The following is a 19,538-nucleotide window of genomic DNA, read 5'->3' as shown; positions in this document are numbered from 1 at the left end:
ATTGCCGAAAATCTATATCTTTCGATCGTTTTAAAGGATTTTTTCAAATGGAGTACGGCACAGACTGTAAAAAGCTGTGCCGCACCCAAATGTCAATTAGTTCTCTTCTTTTTTCTTACTTTTCTTCGTGTAAAAGCAGTAACCTGCAATACTTAAGACAAGTAAAACTGCGACCGGAATGATCGGAGAATTGTCTCCGGTCGGCGGAGTCTTGATTTCGTATTCATCCGGACTGTCGTACCAGATGATCGGAGCCGCATTGGTGTAGAACTTATCAATGGATACATATCGTTTTTCCGGGGATAATAAGTATCCTTCCGGAGCGTCTGTCTCCATGATGTAGTAATCTCCATGCAGAACTTTTCTAAACTCTGCGTATCCTTCCGGACCGGATGTTGCAGTCGCAACAGGTGTTCCGTCCATCGTAAACATGGTGAATACCGCACCTTCCAATGGCTCAAGAGTCGCTACGTCCAACTTACTGATCGCAACGATCGCAAAGTCATCGACCATATCCACTTTACCTTCTGTCGTTCCATCTGCTGCCACAGTAAGTGGATATTTTGTGTGGTTTAGGGAATATCCGGACGGGGAGCTGATCTCCTGTACATAGTAGTTACCAGGCTCAATCTGAAGCTCAATTCTTCCGTTATCTCCTGTAACTCCCGTTGTAACAAGAGTTCCGTCATCCAGATAAATTCCATATTCCGCACCGGATACCAGTCCACCATCTGTATTCCGTTTCGTAAGAACAACGGTTCTTGTCTCCGGCTGTTTCTTCTCGGTGGTTTCCTTATGTGTATAGGATCTATGACTGGAGCCTGTTGGAATTCGCTGATCCTTCATCACAACACTTGTTACGCTACCATCACGATTTACCGTGAAGGTGATGCTTTCCGCAACACGATATCCGTTCGGCGCAGTAATCTCGGTCAGGGTGTAGGTCTCGCCGGCAATCAGTTTGCCAACGATCTCATGCGGCTTATCGGTGGATGTCCACTCTTCCACCACATTTCCATCCTTATCCTTAATGGTAAGCTGTGCTCCCGGCAGTTCCGCACTGGTGGTCAGATCTACCTTGGAAATGGTGACATGCGTAGGCTTGTCTTCCATCACTACGGTATCAATGGAGCCATCCTTGCTGACTGTAAAGGTGATGTCTTCTGCGTATCCGTATCCTCCAGGTGCTCCAACCTCAGTCATGGTATAAGATTCGCCAGCAACAAGTTTGCCAACGATCTCGTGTGGCTTATCGGTGGATGTCCACTCATCAACCACATTTCCATTCTTATCCTTGATCGTGATGTGTGCTCCCGGAAGCTCGTCTCCGGTTGTAATGTCGGTCTTGCTGATGTTTACATGTGTCGGCTTATCTTCCATCACAACCTTATCAATGGAACCGTCTCTGCTTACTGTAAACTCAACATCTACAGAGTATGCAAAGCCGTCCGGTGCTCCGACCTCAGTCATGGTATAGGTCTCGCCGGCAATGAGCTTGCCAACGATCTCATGGGATTCATTCGTGGATGTCCACTCATCAACCACTTTACCATTTTTGTCCTTGATCGTGATGTGTGCTCCCGGAAGCTCCTGATCCGTTGTGATATCCGTCTTGCTGATGGATATGTGGGTCGGCTTATCTTCCATGATGACACGGTCGATGGAACCGTCCTTGCTGACTGTAAAGTTGATCTCCTCTGCATACGCATATCCGTCCGGAGCTGCTTCCTCAATAAGTGTGTAGGACTCGCCAGCCTTTAAGATTCCAACTAACTCATACGGCTTGTCGGTGGATGTCCACTCGGCTACTGTATTGCCATTCTTATCTTTGATGATAAGATGTGCACCCGGAAGTTCATTTCCGGTTGTGATATCCGTCTTGCTGACAGAAACATGGGTCTTCTTATCCTGCATTACGACCTTATCTACTGTGCCATCCTCATTGACTGTAAAGGTGATGTCTTCGGAATATGCGAAGCCATCCGGTGCTCCGGTCTCTGTCATCGTGTAGCTTTCTCCCGGATTCAGAACGCCTGTGATCACATGCGGCTTGTCCGTGGAATCCCACTCATCGATCGTCTTTCCGTTTTTGTCCTTTACAACAATGTGTGCGCCCGGTAATTCTTTTCCGGTCGTAATGTCGGTCTTGCTTAAATGTACCTCTGTCTGTTTATCATATCCTCCCACTGTGGAGATAGATGTCTTCTCATCCAGGGTAAATAAAAGCTTATTGGTCTCCATGGAAGCATCATCCGTAAAGAATGTTGTCTCCGTGAGCAGGTAACTTCCGCCCTTGGTGAAGATTTCTCTCTCGGAAGTATCTTTCACATTTCTCGTAAATACTGCAAATGCTCCAGTCTCTTCCGGCGCATATCCTTCCGTATTCCGCTCTGTGAATACTTTCTGGCTGCCGTCTTCAATCCGTTCTACTTTGTACCGAACATTCTTATAAATGTTTCCTGGATTGATCGTTACGAACTCATTGCCTGCAAGGGTAATGATCTCGCCGCTTCGGATCTCTCCAGTCTGGCTTCCGGTGTACTCGTAGATGCCCTGTAACTCCTCGCCTGTGGAATTATAAAGCTTTACGCGGAAGTCTGTCTTCTCATCGCTGTAAAGGTCCTTTCCGGATCCTGTCAGCTCATTGAAGATCGTGAGTTCGTTCGGCTGCATGATCGGAACCGTCTTTGTCGATGTTACAGATTTTCCATTGTAGGAAAGGGTTCCGGTAACACTGGTAGATAAAGCGCGTTTCTGATCGATCATGGTCGTGAATGTTACATATCCGCTATGTAACGGTGCAACGTCTTTGATAACCCATTTGATGGTGTTTCCGGTGATCTCGCCGTTTTCTGCGCCCATGATTGTTACGGTATCATCAACACTTGCTTCTACTGTGATATCTGTGGTGATATTCGCAGTATTCACATAGCTTACAGTATTCATAACAGCCTGGGTCGGATCGAGCACGTCTCCATTTGTGGAACCGTTGCTCTTTACCGTGATCTTCGGATTCTCCGGGTTTACGTTGTTCTTAATGGTCTTATCCGCAATAAATTTGTTCGGAGTGAAGCTTTCGATCGGGGTTCCGTCCGCATAGGAAACAGCAAGTTCTGTATGTCCTACGGTTCTGGTCTTGAGTACCACTTCTCCAGCTTCATTGAAGTTGACTCTCTTTGTAGTCTTGTCTGTTACAATCCGGCTTCCATCAGAGTATGTGGTATATTCCGTGAACGTATAGATTGCATCATCAGAAAGACCATCTTCCCTGTGAAGGATGTGCTCATTGCCATCGTTGATCCACTGAGCGATCTCAGTTCCAGCGCCGTCTGTTACAACGGTCTCAACCTTTGTCACATACCGTCCGATCACAGTTACGGAATCAATCGAATCCACATCCAGGTTATCGGTATCTAAGTATGCATTGTCCGGTGTGATGCTGTTTACGTTGACCGTATTCAGATCATTCGAAATTGCAATAATGCTTCTTCCACTTGGAGCAAGAGTAAATACAACCGGTTTCATGAGGTTATATCCTTCCGGAGCCTGTAACTCTTTTAAGAGATACGTTCTTCCGGCGATCAGTCCCTCGATCATGTGGCGTCCTTCATCGGCAGCAGTTGTCCATTTGGCAATCGGATTTGCTTCGTCATAGATATAGCTGTCATCCGCATTTCTGCCGTTTAACTCATAGACTGCAAGGACTGCACCATTTACGAATGCGCCATCAATTCCATCATCCTTAAGATTTGTGAAATCTCTCTTGGTGATGTAAACTCTGGTCACTTCATCCGTGACTGTCAAGGTCTCGAATGCAAAGTCATCATAGCTATAAGATACGCCATTCTTATCCGGTGCAAACTGGAAGGTCTGAGTTACACCATTGGTCTGATAGCCATCCGGCGGTGTGATCTCCTTTACCTTATATACATAAGGTGTCATGATGCCATTCTCGTCCGCTTCTCCGACCGGAAGGTCCGTAACAAGGATCTTTCCATTCGTGTCGCTTACTGTTGCATCATATACGATCTCACCAGTACCGTAACGGTAACCAGTTACCTTAAAGGACACGCCGCTAAGAGGCTTGTCATCGTTCTTGTCAACTTTCTTGATTTCCAGTCTTCCTTTTACTTCCTCATCGAGAACACGGACAATCTGGATCTCATTCTGTCCAACATAGTCAATCTTCATCGGAGCAAATGTCTTGTAATAATCCGGTGCATCGATCTCGGCAAGATAGTACGTTCCGTTTTCCAATCCACGGATCGTGTGTGGCTTTAAGTCACCCATCTTATAGCCGTTCGGGATGAGACCATTTACAAAGTCATACTCTGTATAGGTTCCGTCCTCTCCGGTTGTCCAGGATGCGATCAGATTCTCGGAGATCTGCTCGAATGAACCATCGGCATTCGGTTTGTAAAGTCCCAATTTGGCACCTGCAAGTTCCCATGTCTCAGAGCCGTCCGCATTGGTTCTCGCTTTGGAGATTCTTAATGCAGTTGTCTCATTTAAGATGGAGTAATACTGAACATCCTTCATCTTCTCTACGGTGATGACTCTGTCATCTGCTTTCGCGTATCCTTCCGGAACCGTAGTCTCTACCAGGACATATGTGGAGCCAACCGGCAGGTAATCAAATCTTCTGTGTCCAGTTGCTGTGAGGTAAGAGCATGCATAAGCATTGATGGCATCCAGTTTCTTATAGTCGAACTTGTAATCGAACGTATAAGATCTTCCGGACCGGTCTGCTGATCTCTCGTATGCCGCGATCCTGATCTGCTGTCCGTCATTTGTCTGATAGATCATGGTTGCTGCTGTCGGGAAGTTTGTGGTTGACGCACTTCCGTCTACGGTTGCCTGATCGATCTGAGTATGAGATACATACGCTGCACTCTTTGTATCAAGCCACTTAATCACATTTGCGTTCTTCGTGTTGGCATTGTATGCTGCCTGGAATCCATCCATGTCTTCCTGGCTCATTCCAGCCGGGAACTTGATCACACCGTCAACGACCGGGATCTGTGTACGGTCTTCCATTACCCATACATTGTCAGAAGAAGAACTTCTTTCTGCTTTTCTTTCAACGGACCAGGTGATGTTGGTTCCGGCTTTTGTGCCGTATGTGTTGAACATCTCCTCAAATTCTGTCATGAATCCGGTTATTCCGGTCGCACCGTTGGCATTCGGATAATCTGCATAATTTACAGTCTCCGTATAGTCTGTGGCATCATCGGATGTCCAGGAATCAACGACATCATTTTCGTTGTAGGTTCCGTCTGTGTTGCCCTTATAGAGTGTGAATCCTGCACCTGGTAAGATCTCTTTTCCATTGTTTGTGATCTCATGCTTTGCGATCTCTACTTTCGTATGATCATCGTACATCGTCACATCCTGGACTTCAGCGCTGTTGCTGATGTAGACCTCTAACGGATCGCTGATCGTGAAGCCGTCCGGAGCACTAAGCTCCTCTAACAGGTAGAATCCTTCCGGAATACCTTCCGCATAGATCGGAGTCGTTCCGGTTGTCCACTGGGCTGTGAGTTTTTTAATGTTGCTTACCATGCTGTCGGAAGCATAGTAGGTGATCGGACCTTCTGTCTGCGATGCTCTCTCTAAGTAATATCCCTTCGGATAGGTGAGGAAGTCTGCCGTATAAACTTTCTTTGCACGGTAGAGTGCAATAACGGCATCAGATACCTGTCCATATCCATAAGAATTCTTACCTTCCTCAACGGTTCCCTCGATCAGTCCGGTCTCCATGTTCTTCAGGTTGTAGGTATTCTTTTCCGTACCATCAATCTTGGAAATTTCGATCTTCGTGGTCTTATCAACCATCTTGGTGTTCTGCATGGCAGCAGTCTCGTTTACAGTAATACCAGTCGGCATACCTTTGATATATCCGGATGGAGCTTTTAACTCTTCCATGATATAGGTACCTGCCGGTACACGCTTTAAGACATCCGCCTGTCCATCTGTCATTGTATCATCGAACGGATCATTCGGGGTCTTGTCGGATGTGGTCCAGGTGTTTTCCAGAATATATCCTTCACCCTGTCTGTGATAGAGTTTGGACTGATTCTGACTCTCCTTGGTCTCATCCCCGTCATAAAGCTCATCGTGTTCATTGATGCGGTACGCCGCATTGTTGTACTCTTCCAGATTGTCGGAATCCTGGTATCTTACAAAGTCTCCGTTTCTGTCATACAGCTCGGTTCCCTTGTCATAGGTCTCTCCGCTTCTCTGGTAGTATCCTACAAGTCCGTGTTCATCATAAGTCGGGTTCAGTTCTTTATTGAACTGACCGTTGTTATCATCAACCAGAACATCCTCATTCATGTTCTGTCCATCATCATTGGTGTTGACAGTCGTTTCCTTATGGCTCTCTTCGCCATGTTCTGACTGCCAGGATCCGGTGATGTAGCCAGACTCAGTATGGGTGTAGGACGGTTTTTCGTTGTCCGGGATGTCATGTCCGGAATTATTGGTGACATCGATCAGTGCTCCCTCATTGTAGCCATCTTTGTTTTCTCCGATGGTTGCAAGTCTGGAAGTTGTGATCTTATCCGTGGAAATAACATTGCCGTACTCGTCACGATGAACATTGACCGCCCATACTAATGTCTTTTCGGATGTCTTTCCATTTGCATCTACCACATTCTCTTTGACATACGCCATTCCGGTGTACGGGTCCACAAGAGAATCCCTGTTTCCATCACGGTCCAGATGATAAACAAGTGTGCCATCGCCCACTTCGATCACTTTATCCGTGCTGGAGTATTTGATCTGATTGAAGTCTCCACCGACAAATTCCAGATACGGAATTCCGCCCTTGAACGCATAGATGGAATACTCACTATCCGTCTTCGGGAAGTTGTTCTTGTCGGATTCAACCTGATTTACAACTACCTTGTTATGGTCTCTGTCATAGCCATAGACGGTCGTAAGTCCGTCCGCTTTCTGTGTTGTAAAGATGTCAAGCTTATCAAGGTCGTAGTAAAGGATATCGGTATCCGGACGATCGATATACTCGGAGGTCCAGATGCTTCCGGTTGCCGTGAGCGGCTGTCCGTCCTTATCTACTCCAGCCTGGTATTCGATGGAATATTTCTTTCCTTCGTCATCCGTCTCCTCGATAAATTCAACTTTTCTTCCCGCATAGCCTTTTTCAACATGCATTCTGCTGATGTTGTTGTTTCCGTCTCTTTCGATCACAAGTCCATTGTATTTATGATCCTGTGTATCTCCGGATTCAGTGATCTCTAAGGCATCAAAGAGAGTCATAGTTGCACCGGCAACATACTTGTTGGCATCGTCCGCCGTTCCCAGAGTCTTTGTGACGTATCCATATCCGGCAAAGACATTGCCCTCGTATGCGATCTTCACATTCTCTCCGGCTTTCTGACGCTCTGTGAGATATTCCAGAGTGCCTTTCTTCCAGGCATATCCTAAATATTCTCCTGCATCACTGTATGCGTACTCATAATCCGGATTGTTTCCGATTTCGGAAAGCTTTCCATCGATTCGTCCGCTTACACGGTATGTGACGGTCTTGTCCGTTGTTGTGTTTGCAGAATCCACACTGGACTCCTTAAGCTTCTCAACGGTCAGTTTGATCGGTGCATTCTCAACATCAACTCTTGCTACGTTGATCAGATCCTGCGGTTTTGTGCCATTTGCTGTCTGGTTGTCAGACGGGTACTCATACATGGCAGCAAGGACTTTGTTGTTCTTGTTTGCCTGTTTGTAATAGGTAACTTTGTCGGAATAAACCTCGATAGCGATTGGCTTGGTTCTCGTGTATCCGCTCGGAGCCTTTGACTCACAGATTACATAAACGCCAGCACCTAATGGCTGCGGAGTCTCAATGTAACCAACCGTCTGGTTCTGCCAGGTGAGGGTTGCATTGTCAGCATCACTCTTCATCTGTCCGTCAAGAACGGTGGAGTATGCCTTAAATGCTACGGTACGTGTTCCGTAGGAATCACCCAGAACAATCTTCTCATCCTCTGAGCAGATCGGGGTTCCTGCCGGGACAACGCCTGTGTAAAGGTTTCCTGCGCCATACTGTTTTCCGGTCAGCCGGTCGGTGAAGGAACTTCTTCTTGCCATCGGCTTGATGTCAGTCGCACCCATGGACTCAAGGAATTCTTCAGTTCCGGTGATGAGAGTCGGCTCATCATAGAACTTCACGGATCCGTCACCGTTTGCGGAATCATCTCTCTCTGCGGCGTAAATGTTGAAGATTGCGCCATCATGGAGAATGTTCTCGTGTGTTTCAGAATCCAGTTTTTCGATTCTGAGCTTGGTCGTAAAGAAGCGGTTTCTGAACTTTGTATAAGAGAATCCTTTGTAGGAACTCTCTCCGGTCGCGCTTACGGCTACATCTGTGATTTCAGAAGTCTGGTTGTCAGATGCTACAACCGTCCACGGAACAAGCATGGATGCGTATTTTCCATCATAAGCGGTCTTTACGCCTTGCATGGTCTTTACGTTATCCTTGTACTGGATTCCCGGAACATTGTCTTCTGTCTTGGTTCCGCCCGGATAAGCAACATCGTTCGCGGTACCCGCATTCTCTGCAACAGAGCTGTACCGGTAATACTTGGAAACCTTTTCTTTTCCGCTTAATCCCTCTGTGAGGTAATACGGAACATCTCCAGTGGTCCGGTCATCCTGTGCATTGTAGTAATTCTTATACGGTTTGAATACGTCCTGGGTCAGTGCGAAGTAATCTCCAGCCTGCGGAGTCTTGGTTCCGTTGTTGATCCGATCGATATCCATGCCATATTTGTAAACCTCGAAATCTCCCTCTGCATTTCTGCCTTTGATCCGATGGAGTGTTTCCTCGTTGAAACGGATCTTATATTTGCGTTCCATCTCACTCTGGGAAATATTCGCATCGTAATTATAGTAGGAATTGTATTCCTCCGGGGATTCCTGAGATCCGTCATAGCTTGCGTACACTGCCGGAAGCTCAACTTCTCTCGGTTTGTCGATCTGGTAATGCTTATTCTTAAAGTCTTCCAGGTTGTCGTACTTCGGCTGCTGTTCCACAACAACATAGGTACCATATGGCAGGTACTTGGATGTTCCGAAGTAGTAACCCTCGCTGGCAAGATTTGCATCACCGTTTAAAGTGTCCGCAGATAAGGTTGTCTGATTGTTATCACTGCCACCATTTTCTGCGCTATCCCATGCAATCGCATAGATCTCATCCAGATCATAGGAGAAGAACGGTTTGAGGTAGTTCTCCGCTTTTGTGATCGCATTTCTTAATGCCTCATCGTACATTTCATCAGAATAAGCAACTTTGCCGTCCTTATCCTCTTTTTCCTGTCCGTTTGTCGGCACGTCTTTGACTAATTTTGCAATCTCATCATCAAGGTACCAGTCGATTGCGAACTGTCTTACCTTGTCAGAAGCTTTTGCATTCTGAATGGTATCATCTGTGCGGTTTGCCTCGTTTCCGATCGGCTGCCAGGAGGTGTAGGTCGGGTTGGCATCATCCCACTTATCGTTGTTTGCTACGGCAATCGCATCAAAGAACTTATCGTAGTTATATGCCTGGACGGTTCTTACGCCGTTTCCATTCTCCGCCGTTCTCTCGACTGTTTCAAGGATGGAGGTATATCCGGTGTTCTGGTCCTCATTGATCAGTCCGTTCGTATAACTATAAAGCGCATCGTTGCTGACGATTGCATCCTCGGAGTCTTTGTATAACGGAGTGGTCACATGTTGCACTTTCGTGTAGATCTTGTTGACTAATGCCGGGAACTTCTGGTTGCGATCAAGGACATCGATCTCGTTTCCGGATCGATCCAGCCAGATCACGTTGCCATCGTTATCACGGAACAGTCTTTCCAGGTTGGATTTTAAGTAGGTCTTGTAACGGAAGTTATCGAGCTTCTGTGCTGCCTTGTCTTTTCCCAACAGGCTGCCAAAAGTCTTCGTAAACCAGTCTTCATGAACTTCGGAATAAGAATCTGTATTATTATAGGAAGTCTTTTCGATGGTCTTCGTAACTTTGATCTGCTGGGAAATGATACGCTCTTCGACAGAGGTCGGAGCCTCGTTTGTATTGGCATCCTCACAGAGATCATAATATCCGTTATAGATCAGTCTGGCGTTGCGAATGAATGTCTCATCCTTATCAAAGTCCTCACAGGCAAATACGCTTGCTCCAACTCCGGCAATCCTCATAAGGTAAGCAGAATTTCGAATTGAATCGCCAGCCTTATAGTTCCATACATTGCTCTTTCCGATCTTTGCAATGTCATCCGCAGTAAGTGTCGTGGAACCGTCATCGAGAGCAACCGTAAAGTATGCACTCTTCTGACCGGTCAGATCTGTGTCTTTTGCTCCTACGTGGAGAATATACTGCTTTGCATCTGCATCGTAGTAAACGTAAGTGCTTCCAACTGGATCTGCGACTTCTTCCATGGATTTAACGACCGGAAGAGTCTTGGTCTTTGTGTTTTCGTTGGTAACTTCTCTTTCCTCATATTTGGTCTGTAAGACTTTTCTATGAAGTTTTTCATGTCCGGTTCCGTCTGCATAACAGTAATCATAGAGAACATCTCCCGGCTGGTAGCAGAGATACTGATCTTCCATGGACCGGTATGTCATCTTATCGACCGGCTCTCCGGCATCATTCAGTTCGAAATCCGGAAGGAATTCGATCGTACAGGATCCGGTGCTGGACTTATCGGAGATCGTAATTGCATCTGCCGCATATTTACGAACCGTGTAACGATTTGTCGCACTGTTCTTTCTGAACAGATATCCGGCGATGATATTTCCGCTTCCATCTTCCTGGTAAACGGCTGTGTTCATTGGTGTGACATTGACTGCGATCGTTACGGTTGCAGTGTTGCCATTCATGGTGATTCCCTGAACGCTTCCGTATGAGAAGATCTTCGAAGTCAGATAGTAGTCTACTACTTTGTCGATGATGTCTTTGCAGGTGCTGACATTGGAAACCGTAAAGGTAACTTCCGGAGATCCAAACTTGTCGGCAGAAGCTTCATCGTATACCGGCTCATCGATCGTTGATGGTGTAAAGGATGTGGTGGTCGGTGTTGTCAGTCCATATGCTCTTAAGAGCGATTCCGCTTCATATTTAATATAACGGAACTGCTCCTTGTCATTGGCTTCCAAGTCCCCAACAGCAGCATTGTATCGATCCGGCATGGTTGCCTGCGCCGGTGTGTCAATGTTACCACCGACTAATTTTGCTTTGTAGCCATATTCCCTCGCAGAAACCGGAAGTGTCTTCTGCGCGTTCGGGTTCGGAATCGGATTTCCGTCTGCATCCTTCTTAACAGTAAGAGAAGAAGCAGTCAGGTATAACGGTTCCTCGGTTGCATTCACAAATTCGTAGCCGACCGGTACCTGGACTTTGGTTGTTGTCTTCGTAACATTGTCTGCATAGAAATCTGCTTTCTCCGGAATGCCGCTAAATACAACATTGTATCCGTTTGTGGCATTGAGGGATGCAACTTTCATAGAGAATAAGTTCTGTCTGTTTCCATAGGTGGCATTTGCCTCCGGGTTGGTAACGACATTCTTTAATTTCTCAACAACCCATGCACTTCCTACCGGATTCGATTTGGAATCAGCACTCTCTCCATACTCGGCTCTGGTTGTATCGTTGACATTCGATACCGTCATGTCTTTGCCGGTAATGGAAAGCTCATAACCTTCCGATCTGGATAACTCTTTAATATAGTAGTTTCCTAAGATCAGAGGCTGTCCGATCCAGTAGTCACCGTTTGCTGCCACATTGTTCTGGTAGATGCGTCCAGTCTCCTCTTCCTGGTATACCTTGCGGTATCCGTCCATATCATAGAGGTTCTTCGGATAATCTTTTCCTGTGTACTTTGTGGTCCCGGCTTTGTAGTCGTAGATGGTATGCGGTTTTTCCGTGATGGTAAGGAAAGATCCGTCGCCATTCTTATCCGTGGTTGCGATCGCCACCAGATCATTGGCATCAAAGATCACGCCAGTTCCCTTGATCACACTTCCATCTTCGGCTCTCTGGGTATCCGGTCCGTAGATATCAGTTGCTGCAAACAGTCCATATACGGCACCTTCCAGTGTGGAATCACCCTGGGTATCACCGTAGGAATCATAGTCTGCATTTTCACCTGCTTTCAGATCCATATCCTTCTTATTAAAATGGATCTGTCCCGGAACACGATGATCGTATACCTTAAAACTGTGTGCGATCCGGTCATGTGGTCCTTCATCAACTCCAGGCTGGGAATCGACACTTGGATTATCAAAATCGATTCCACCCGAGGAGCTGTCATCATCGTCATCATCCGCTGCAAGCACCGCAACGCCATCCGTCTTAAACGCTTCAATGGCAAGCGGTTCATAGGAATAAACAGCAGTTTCATCCGCAAGGACTTCTTCATCATCCGTTTCGGATTCTTCCACCGTTTCCTCCTCATCCTGCGGAGTTCCGACTGTCGGCACGCGTCTGGAAGATACGGTGATCTCAGGATCAGAAACAGCTTCCGGCTCCGCAGAAACCTCTTCATCCTGGGTTTCCGGATCGGAAACAATGATTTCTTCCTGTGTATCGTTCTCTTCATCCGTTGCTGCAACAGCTTCGGTCTCTTCGACTGTTTCTGCCGTTGTTTCTTCTATGCTTTCTGCAGAGTTCTCAACAGCAGTTGTCTCTTCGGCATCGTTTACTGCACTGTTTTCTTCCGAAGTTTCTATGATTTCCGTGCTTTCGTCCTTCGCCTTTGTTTTTGTATTAGACGGAGTCGCTTTCTCCTTTTCATCATCAGAAACTGTGAAATTTAACACAACCTGCTGTTCGGAAGCATATTTCTCCGGCAGTCCGAAGAAATACATCAGCTGGTTGACTGCTTTCTGTCCGATGGTCAGATCTACTGGCTCATTGATATAAAGCTTATGTGTCTCTGCCGCTGCATAGGTATCTGTATCATCGGAATCGTTGTTATCCGTATTGGTCCGCATCATATTACGGGCAAAGCCGGTAACTGTGATATCATAGTTGTTGGCTTTGGTCCATACGGCATCTTTGTTGGCTTCAGAGGCAGCAGTCGTGATGATCTCTACCGGAACATCATCCGGGTGACCATTTTCCCCATGAATGATATATCCATCTCTCGGATCTTCCTCGCGGAATGTGTAGGAATATCTTAAATTGATGAAATTATCATATGTGGTATCTCTGGACTCTTCACATCCGGATTCCTGGAAGGATTTTGCCTCATCAGGTTCTTCAGCACCATCGCCGTCTGAATCATTGACCCAGTGGTGGAATGCACCATGGCTGTTTGCTTCTTTTTGTGCGCATTCATCCACCATGTCCTGCCATTCCTGCTGTGCCGCTTCCCATTTGCTTTCCAGTTCCTCTTCCAGTTCTTTCTGTTTTTTCTCTCCTTCTGGGGTACTGGTGTCTACCTCTGGGAGATCTGGTTTCTGTGGCTTCGGATGACCATTACAATACATCTGATCGAAATCATAGTATCTCGTATCATGATGTTTCAGATATCCATTGGTATCGGTCTTTAAGTCTGTCTCAAAGATCAGCCATTCGTTCCAGGTTGTTGGTGCTTCTCTCATTTTCTTTTCAAGAAGTCCGCCGTCCTCTTCAGAATCACTAAGCTGAGTCTGATCCGGGAACGCTTCAAGAACCTGCCAGGTGGAATCCTTTAATTCTTTTCCAGTCTCATAATCGTACTTTGTTAAATCAACTTCGTAGTTGGATTCAAAGGTTTCCTTATGCTCATAAATCTTCGGTGTTGGAACATCGATTTTGATGTGATCATCTGGTGGTGGCGTTGGCGGTGTTGATGTTCCGCCCTTACCGGTCGTAATATAGAATACCGGGTGCTTGACTTCCAGGTGTCCCTTAACTCGGGTGAGCTGCTGGGATCCCCATTCCTTGCACTCAAAGTACTCAATCGTACCACTGACATCATAGATTGTGAATACACTTGGATCATACTTAACTTCCAATGTGATTGTAGGAACATCTTTTCCCTGCGGGGTGGCACCATTGCTCTTTAAGATATCATACTCAAAGACTCTTCTTGCATCATCAAACGTGACATTGCATATGTATCCGTCCGGCACGTTGACCGGCGTGATAGTACAGTACTTTTTCAGAGTCTCATAGTCTTTCAGCCCCATCATGTCGTAGAGCTTCTGCATATCAAGGTCCCCGGGACCTTTCCATAAGTCATTGATGGAGAGTGCTGTTTCCGGTGTTGCATGTTTGCTTGTAGTGTCAAACAGCGACTGCTGGTCTTTACATCCATCTGGAACATTCTCTAAGGACATGAACTTGTCATTGGCGAATTCATCAACTTTCGCCGGACAGGAGTTTTTCCAAGCAACTTGCTTGGCATCGTCTTTATCACAAATGCCATATGCAAAGTTGTTTATTTGTGGATCCCCGTCATATGATCCAAATGCACCGATATACGCCCAGAAGAGCCGCTTCTGCCAGAGATCTCCTTCTGAATAGCTGACATTGACATCTGTCTTTTCGTAGTTATAATCGGAATGACACGAGGCACCTTCATTCAAGCAGAGAAGATTTGTTTCTTTTGCCTCGCCATCGACCGTACCTCTTAAATACGGATGACCCGGAACACCGGAATTTTCAAAGTGGATTTTAAACGCATATGCTGTCAAGAGGTTTGATGGAAGGTACGGGATAATGGAGGATCCCATCGTGATGGTCGCCAGAAAAATCGCCGTTGCCCGCTTCAAAGCCCCTTTGTTATGCTTTTTCATCGGTTACCTCCTATGTTAATCAAATATGTGATGGCTATTTCCGTTTAACGATGGATCCATGTTTCTATCATTCATGTTCATACATGTTCTCCCTTTTTTGGAATGAGTTCTTTCCTATTATGTAGGATTTGTCGCTTCCGTTAGGATGCTTCCGCTTGTGCTCCATTTCCTTTTGGGAATTCCACGTTTTTGCGGATAGCCTTTAATAAGAGAGGCAGGCGTTGAACCTGCCCCTCCCTGGAAAAGATTCGTAGAAAAATCATTTCCACTCTTATTTGATTCCTAACGGTACTGTACAACTCCGTTTACGGTCCACTCACCGTTTGCATTTACGGTATACCCATCCGGTGTTGTGGTGCTCGTAAGAAGAGATCCTACCGGCTGTTTTGTGGATGAGGTCTGTGATAAGTAGTAATATTTATGGTTGACCAAAACCCATCCAGTCAGCATTCTGCCCTGAGTTCCATCGCTTGACGGGTTCAGGTAGTACCACGTTCCGTTATCATTGAACCATCCAGTTACCATATATCCCTTGCCATCGAAGCGGAACCAGGAAACATTCGGCTGACCGTTTGCTGCATACGGATTGTAGATGTAAGCCCATTCATTGATATACTGCTTGGACACGCTTGCAAATAACCACTTTCCGTTTTCAGCTTTGGTCCACGTTCCCGTTACGGATCCAGCCGGAGCACCGCTGACTACACTTGTAACTTTCTTTGTGTAGGAGTGGCTGCTTCCGCCGCCGCCACCGCCGCCTCCACCGCTGCTACTGCTGCTTCCTGAGTAGGTGTTGTCGATAACTTTAAGGTTTACGGTAACAACACAAACATCCGTGCTTTTGCCGTCTGTCACGCTGACATTGACTGTCGCTGTTGCGGTATACGGATTCTTCATTGCCGGCTGCATCCAGGTCTTGGTTGCATCAAGAACCGGTGCGATCGTGCCGTCTTCTGCGACTGTAATGATGTCCTTATTGCTGGTTGCAAAGGAGATGTTCTGCTTGTCCGGATAGGTGGATGCATTTAACTTCACCGCATCCTGTCCTTCCCAGGTAAGAGTCGGAGAACTGGTGCGTCCGGTCTTCTTTAAGGTGAGGTTGTATGTATAGGTGTCCTTATCGAGATTTACACACTTCGTTGTGTAATTTAAGGTTACCTTTGTCTCACCGACCTTGCCGCCATCTTTTGTAGTCGCATAAACAGATACGGTCTTTGTTGCACTGTATGGAGCTACCTTTTGTGCTGCCTTAATCCATTCTGCGTTCGGATTCGGAGTGATCTTTCCAGTCTGATCGATGGTAAGAACGTCCGGATCGGATACGGACCATGTAACGGAACGATCGTATGGCTTATGATCGTCATCGTTTGCAAGATCCGGAAGGACGGTGCAGTCAAGATCTGTTGCTGTAAAGCCATCGTAGGATGCATTCTCGGAGTTGATATCACCCTTCTTTGTGATGGAAAGGTTGTAGTTCACGCTCTCCTTGGACATCCTTACGGATTCCGGCTGAACAACAGTCTGATCAACTGTTACAAAGTTGATGGTGACATTGCACTTCGCATTCACAACGCCGTGAGTCTGGTCCTCGGAAGTTGCAGTGACAACTTCGGTATTCGTTGCTTTTCCGTTTCTTAATGCATACGGATCATCTGCATGTTTCTGATTGTCTGCATTGATGACATTCTGGATCCACGCCGGATTCGCTGTGCCGTTTTCATCATAACGAATTCCGATGGAACAGTTTTCATTGTTGGTTCCATTCGGTGTTAAGGTGATGATGGAGCCGCTTCCCTCGTCTTTCCAGCTTACGTTCTTCCAGAACGGCTGTACCGGATTTAAAGTCGCTGCAAGAACGGTCGGCTGAGTGCAGGTGTAAGTCTCAGTCGGATTGGTTCTGTCTCCAGTGAGTGTTCTGGTAACGGTATAAACAACATCGCTGTAGTTTAAGCTTAATCCTTCAACTCTTCTGGTGGTCTGATCATCGATCTGGAACTCCACGTTCACACGGGTATTTCCAACGACCGGAATGTTATTGACACTGGTGTTCGGATTGGTCGTTGCGGTTACGACTGCAACATCGCTGTAAACCGTGTTGTCGATTGCTTCTGCATATCCACTGTCAACCTGCGCCTGTACGAGACGGTTGAGCGTGGACTGGATGAAGTTGGAAGACAGATTCGGCATGATGTATGCGTCCTTATCCGTGTAGGTTGTGGTGTCCACATTGGTAAGCGTTAAGAGATCATTGTTATCAACAGACCACTTCACAGTCTTATCATTGGCACTGCCCTCGCCGTTATGCTCGGCATGGATTGTGATCGGAGTCGGAGATACCGCTACCTGGTCCCCGATATACTTTGCGATCTGGCGATTGTTCTCATCGAGAACTTCTGTCACGATCTGCGGGTTCTTACGATCGCCGCTTCTTGTCTGCTTCACCTTGAGCGTGGTCTCGGTTGGAGTCATGGCAAGGGCTGTCGTAACTTTGATGTACTCGACATTCAATTCCGTATCGCATTCCGGCATATCAAAGGTATAGGCTCCACCGTTGACATATGCCATCTTTACAGGATCACCATCTTCGTCCGTATAGGTCGGCGGTTTTACCTTTCCTGCTTCATTCTCGTCCGCTACCATCTGATAACGATTGCCATCTTTATTCTTCGGTGCTGTCGCTACAGTGATGGTATCGCCCGCTGCGACTGCCGAAGGATTGTCTTTATCGATGGTACGATAATAAGAGTTTGTGGTCTGTCCGATTGCAGTCAGCGTAGCCACGTCTGTATCATAGGTTCCGTTTGCATTCATGGTGTCAATTCTAGGAATCGATACCAGATATCCTCTGATCGGTGCGCCCTGTCCATTCGGAGCAAAGTGATCGATGGAGAAGTCACATCCATCTGCATATTTTCCGGAAGCGAATTCGTTACCGACTTTTACGGTTACGATATTCTTGACTGCATCTTCCAGTTCCTCGTAGAAATATTTGTCTGTGATCTCTTTATCAACAGATCCGGCTACAAGATGATAATTGCGCTCATTGTTTGTGAAGTATCCGATATGTGCGTCCGTTGTGAATGCATTATCAGAATCAATGTTGGAACCGCATACCTTCTTGGCAGCAGAAGCGTCCTTCGCAAACAGATAGGAAATCGTATTATTCTTTCCGATTCCGTAGCTTAAGCTTGTGCTGTTTGGTCTGGTTCCGATGAAGGTTCCTTCATGTGCAAGGGTGCCGTTGTTGGATCTTGCAATCTCGCCATTGAATCTTGCAAGGATGATGTTTCCGCCATCATACTCACCAACGATACCACCGATTGCAACAGATCCGTTTCCTCCGATGGTTCCATCCACATAGGAGTTGTAGATGCTTCCTTTGTTCAGTCTTCCGGCAACACCGCCAACGTAGCCCTGTCCCTGGATTCTGTCTGCATTACCATCGTAAGTATGGACTTCCACATCGACAAAGTTGACGTTCTGTGCATTTCCGGCGATACCGCCTGCGTATGCGTTCTTTCTTGTGGACTGAATCCGAACACCATCTGCTTTACAGTTCTCGATCGTGACGGTTCCTTTATAGCTGCTGGATTTTCCAACAATTTTTCCGACTAATCCGCCGACATCACCAGAACCGGATAAGGTTGCGCCATCTACCGTTACGTTATAGATATAGGTATCGCCCTCAACGCTTCCGGCAAGAACACCAACTGCATCCGTACCATTGATTCCATCTCCAGCCTCAATGTTGAGGTTTTTGATGGATCCACCCTCGACAGCGCCGAAAAGTCCAATGTTGCTTAAGTGGTTGGATGATTCATTGACCTTTAATCCGGAGATTGTATTTCCCTCGCCATCAAAGTTACCTTTGAACTTGTTCTTTACTGCGCTGGATAAATCGGATTTGTTCTGGTACCATCCGATCGGGTTCCAGTTGCCGTTGTTGATATTGATGTTTCCGAGATCAATGGACTGCGTCAGACGGAAATATTTTCCATCAAAGCTGTTTCCCGCAGCGACCATTTCGGAAAGCCCCATAAGGTCTGCAAGGCTGGAAATCTCATACGGTGCAGACTCGGTACCGTCTCCGCTCCATGTAGTATTTCCATTCCAGTTCGTCCAGAGGTCTCCGGTAGAATTGCTTAATAATGCAACTCCATATGGATCTGTTTCCTCATATGCCTTAAGGACTGCTTCCTCATGCTCGGAGAACCAGGAAAGGAATGCTGCAGCTTCTTCATCCGGGTTTTCATCATCTGCCTCAACAAACTTCATAACCCAGTTCCAAAGATCTGCATTGTCCTTGTGTGCAAAGAACCATGTCGTGAATTCATCGGTTCCGATTTCCGGCATGGAATCAAAGATATCTTCAGTCACGGCAGCATTTGTGCCTGGCTTCGTGTCTTTGTTTTCTGTCTCTGCTGGAGCCGGATTGCTTGCCGTTGCCTTTTCTTTAATCACAACAGCCTTTTTCTCTGTATCTGCTTCTTTGGCAGCTTCTGCGATCGGAGTTTCCTTCCCCTCTTCTGTCTTTTCGACATTCTGGGTGTTCTCTCCTTCAGCATTTTCTGCATTTCCTGTGCTGCTTTCTACTTTCGCATTTGTTTCCGGTGTCTCTGCGATCGCTGCCGTAGATACCAGAAGGTTCTGCGCTACCATAGCTACAGCCAGAGCAGATACGAGATGACGCTTCATCTTTTTCAGCCGGTTTCGACTGAGCGGTGCTTTTCTCATCTTATACCTCCCTAAAGATT

2 protein-coding genes are annotated in these 19,538 nt (G+C 46.6%); both read right to left on the bottom strand.

The annotated features are described in order from the left end of the window. Positions 1–96 precede the first annotated feature (96 nt). Entirely contained in the window at positions 97–14,784 is a 14,688-nt protein-coding gene (locus tag DXA87_RS03710) for a SpaA isopeptide-forming pilin-related protein (RefSeq protein WP_117503303.1), read from the bottom strand. 282 nt (positions 14,785–15,066) lie between these two features. Continuing rightward, entirely contained in the window at positions 15,067–19,518 is a 4,452-nt protein-coding gene (locus DXA87_RS18605) for a hypothetical protein (RefSeq protein WP_117503302.1), read from the bottom strand. Positions 19,519–19,538: the final 20 nt, after the last annotated feature.

The organism is Desulfotomaculum sp. OF05-3 (assembly GCF_003435535.1).
In the GTDB taxonomy this organism is placed as follows: domain Bacteria; phylum Bacillota; class Clostridia; order Lachnospirales; family Lachnospiraceae; genus Pilosibacter; species Pilosibacter fragilis.
This window is presented reverse-complemented; position numbering and strand designations above follow the sequence as displayed.

Coding starts and splice junctions, on each gene's coding strand:
- DXA87_RS03710 (WP_117503303.1), bottom strand. CDS start 14,784: ATGAAAAAGCATAACAAAGGGGCTTTGAAGCGGGCAACGGCGATTTTT.
- DXA87_RS18605 (WP_117503302.1), bottom strand. CDS start 19,518: ATGAGAAAAGCACCGCTCAGTCGAAACCGGCTGAAAAAGATGAAGCGT.